2 protein-coding genes, 1 rRNA gene and 1 pseudogene are annotated in these 3,890 nt (G+C 48.6%); all 4 read left to right on the forward strand.

Features of this window, described 5'->3' with window-relative positions; translation table 11 throughout:
- The first annotated feature begins 177 nt into the window (after positions 1-177).
- Positions 178-294, forward strand: a 5S ribosomal RNA gene (gene rrf, locus QJ48_RS33400).
- Positions 295-478: 184 nt separating this feature from the next.
- Entirely contained in the window at positions 479-1,936 is a 1,458-nt protein-coding gene (guaB, locus tag QJ48_RS33405) for an IMP dehydrogenase (protein WP_054977611.1), read from the forward strand.
- 122 nt (positions 1,937-2,058) lie between these two features.
- On the forward strand, positions 2,059-3,360 hold the full coding sequence (locus tag QJ48_RS33410) for a D-alanyl-D-alanine carboxypeptidase family protein (protein ID WP_237763145.1): 1,302 nt from the start codon (positions 2,059-2,061) through the stop codon (positions 3,358-3,360).
- Positions 3,361-3,480: 120 nt separating this feature from the next.
- Positions 3,481-3,890 (forward strand): annotated as a pseudogene (pdxS, locus tag QJ48_RS33415) (pyridoxal 5'-phosphate synthase subunit PdxS); the annotation flags it as partial.

Raw genomic sequence — 3,890 nt, forward strand, 5'->3', positions numbered from 1 at the left:
TCGAGGGCTTATCCAATACGATTCACTTACGCTATGTTTCGATCCAGTTTTCAGGGCGCAAATCCTGAGCTGCACATCCTTTCTAAGGATGGATATTTTCTCGCAGCAATTTCGGAGCAGTAACGCTTCGAAAAATCCAAGCTTCCGTAGCGAGTTTCGCTGCGCGAACCTTTTAGGTTTGGTGATGATGGCGGAAGGGAACCACGCGTACCCATCCCGAACACGACCGTTAAGCCTTCCAGCGCCGATGGTACTTGGACCGCAGGGTCCTGGGAGAGTAGGACGTCGCCAAGCACAAGAGCTTCTTCGGATTTTATCCGGAGAGGCTCTTTTTGTTATGGAAATTGGCATACTAATAACAAATTGCCATGGAAACTTCATGACTTTTTGCTTGACACTAAAAATGGGCTTTTGATAAGATTGCAATTAATATCTTGCGGCATGTACAGCATGTAATAAAATAAGGAGGATTATTTTTGTGTGGGAGACTAAGTTTGCCAAAGAAGGTTTGACATTTGACGATGTATTGCTGGTACCGAGAAAATCGGATGTGTTCGGTAAGGAAATCGACATATCGACTAAATTGACAAACCACATCAATCTGAACATTCCTTTTGTAAGCTCGGCCATGGATACGGTAACGGAATCGGCTTTGGCAATCGCTATCGCTCGAGAAGGCGGAATCGGGGTCATCCACAAGAATATGACGATTGCGCAGCAAGCGGAGGAAGTGGATCGCGTAAAGCGTTCGGAAAGCGGCGTAATCACCAATCCGTTCTCCCTTACTCCAGAGCATCATGTCTATGATGCCGAAGAGTTGATGGCTAAATATCGGATTTCCGGCGTGCCGATTTGCGACGAGAACAATAAGCTTGTCGGTATTTTAACAAATCGGGATTTGCGCTTCGTTCATGATTATTCGATCAAAATTAAAGAAGTCATGACCAAAGAAAATCTCGTCACGGCTCCTGTCGGTACGACGCTTCAACAAGCGGAAGGCATTTTGCAGCGGCATAAGATCGAGAAGCTTCCTCTGGTCGACGAGAATGGGATTCTTAAGGGCCTGATTACGATCAAGGATATCGAGAAAGCCATTCAGTTCCCGAACTCGGCAAAGGACAAACAAGGCCGTCTGCTGGCGGGCGCCGCGGTAGGCGTATCCAAGGATGTCATAGAGCGTACGGCAGCTCTGGTCGAGGCCGGCGCGGACTTGATCGTCGTTGACTCGGCACACGGGCACCATATCAACATTATTAATACCGTCCGCAAAATTCGCGAGCAGTACCCAGACCTGCCAATTTGCGCGGGCAATGTGGCGACTGGCGAAGCGACGAAAGATCTGATCGAGGCCGGAGCAAGCATGGTGAAGGTCGGAATCGGACCAGGCTCCATTTGTACGACGCGGGTCATCGCAGGTATTGGCGTACCGCAAATTACGGCGATTTACGATTGTGCTACGGTTGCGCGGCAGTACAATGTACCGATCATTGCCGATGGCGGTATTAAATATTCGGGCGACGTGGTCAAAGCAATCGCAGCCGGCGCGAGCGCCGTCATGATGGGCAGCTTATTCGCCGGTACGGAAGAGAGCCCGGGCGAATCGGAAATTTTCCAAGGCCGCCGCTATAAGGTTTATCGGGGAATGGGGTCGATTGGTGCTATGAAAGAAGGCAGCAAAGACCGTTATTTCCAAGAGAACGAAAGCAAGCTTGTACCGGAAGGTATCGAGGGTCGGGTTGCTTACAAAGGACCGTTGGCCGATACGCTTTACCAACTGGTTGGTGGCCTACGTTCCGGGATGGGCTACTGCGGAGCTAAAGATATCTCAGCGCTTATCAATGATACATCCTTTATCCGCATCACGGGGGCAGGCCTTCGAGAAAGTCATCCGCACGACGTTCAAATAACAAAAGAAGCACCGAACTATTCGTTGTAGTCCTGCGAACGGGTCGTGCAAAAAAGAACGGAAGCCTGGGGCTTCCGTTTTTGCTTTTGTAAAGCGAAAGAAGCTTGTGGTACAATTAAACGTATGTATTTTTTATAAAATTTTTTTTAGGAGTGAGTTGGTTGTTTTTTAAAGTAAAACGCATTTGTTCGATCGTAGCTGCCACTCTTTTGCTGAATGCCACTCTTGTTCTGGTACAATCCGCGTCTGTACTGGCAGCGGATGCCCCTGTAGATTTGAAACTCAATGTCAGATCTGCGATTCTCATGGAAGCGAGTACCGGGCAAATCTTATATGAAATGAATGCGGATGAGGCATTTCCTCCTGCCAGTATGGCGAAAATGATGACTGAATACTTGGTGATGGATGAAATTAAAAACAAAAAGCTTAGTGAAACCGAATTGGTCACGACTTCTCCCAATGCGGCCGATGTGATCGGTTCGGGGGGGCTGCTGGCTTTAAATGAGCAAGCGACGGTAGATAACCTGTTTGCTGCAATGTCGATCTATTCGGCTAACGACGCTTCGGTGGCGTTAGCGGAGAGAATTGCGGGAACGGAAGAAAATTTCGCCAAACTGATGAACGCCAAGGCTAAAGAATTCGGGCTTTCGGACAAGGCTCATTTTATCAATGCGACCGGCTTGCCAAGAGCGGATATGGGGAAATATGCACCTACCGAAGTGCAGGGAGAGACGATGCTGACGGCCAGAGATGCCGCTCTCATCGCTTATAATATCATTAAGGATCATAAGGAAGTATTGAAATATACGGCGACTCCGTCCAGGAAATTCCGCGAGAAGGACAAATCTCCGATGATTAACTGGAACTGGATGCTCGAAGGAAACAAGGAGAACACGAACTTTAAGAAATACGCTTATCAGGGGCTGGATGGGTTAAAAACAGGGAGCACCAATGAAGCGAAGTATTGCTTCACAGGTACGGCTGAACGTAACGGCATGCGGTTAATCAGCGTTGTTATGGGGGCGCAGACGGAGCCGGAACGCTTTATCGAAACGCGCAAAGTGCTCGACTATGGCTTTAACAATTTCGAGTTCGTACCGGTGCTGAATGCGAAGCAGGAAATAGAAAAGCTGAAAACAGTCAATATTAAAAAAGGCGTAGCTACGGAAGTTCCGGTTGTTACGAAATCGGAGCTGAAAATTATTGCGAAAAAGGGCACAACTATAGATCAATCTCAAATCACGGCGGAGCCGCTGGCGGATGAAAGCAAGCTCGTTGCGCCAATCGCGCAAGGGCAAGAGCTCGGAACGGCAAAAGTGCCGTATGGCGGCAAAGAATATACGGTCAGCCTGGTTGCCTCGGAGGAAGTGGAGAAGGGCAGTTGGTTCCGATTATTTTTCCGGGCGATTAAAGACTTCTTCGTCGATCTGTTCAGCGGCGCCAAAAAGGGATAAAATCAAGGCAAACGGGTTGTTAAATTGAAGCGCTTGCTGTAAAATAATTTTTTAGTAGTTTGTCCTAATTTCATGTGGCTGGCAGTAATATTAACGATATGTTCCCAGGAGGAATCGGATATGGAAACAGGTACATCCCGCGTTAAAAAAGGTATGGCCGAAATGCAAAAAGGCGGCGTCATTATGGACGTCATGAGCGCAGAGCAAGCGCGCATTGCTGAAGCTGCAGGCGCTTCTGCCGTTATGGCTTTGGAAAGAGTTCCTTCGGATATTCGCGCGGCTGGCGGCGTAGCCCGGATGGCCGACCCTACCATCGTGGAAGAAGTCATGAAAGTTGTTTCCATTCCGGTTATGGCCAAGGCGCGTATCGGACATTTTGTTGAAGCAAAAGTACTCGAATCGATGGGCGTGGACTACATCGACGAGAGCGAAGTATTGACTCCTGCCGATGAAGTGTTCCATATCAATAAAAAGGAATTTACGGTACCGTTCGTGTGCGGTGCAAGAGATCTCGGCGAAGCGCTTCGCCG

The organism is Paenibacillus sp. A3, from assembly GCF_001399685.1.
Taxonomy (GTDB): Bacteria; Bacillota; Bacilli; order Paenibacillales; family NBRC-103111; genus Paenibacillus_G.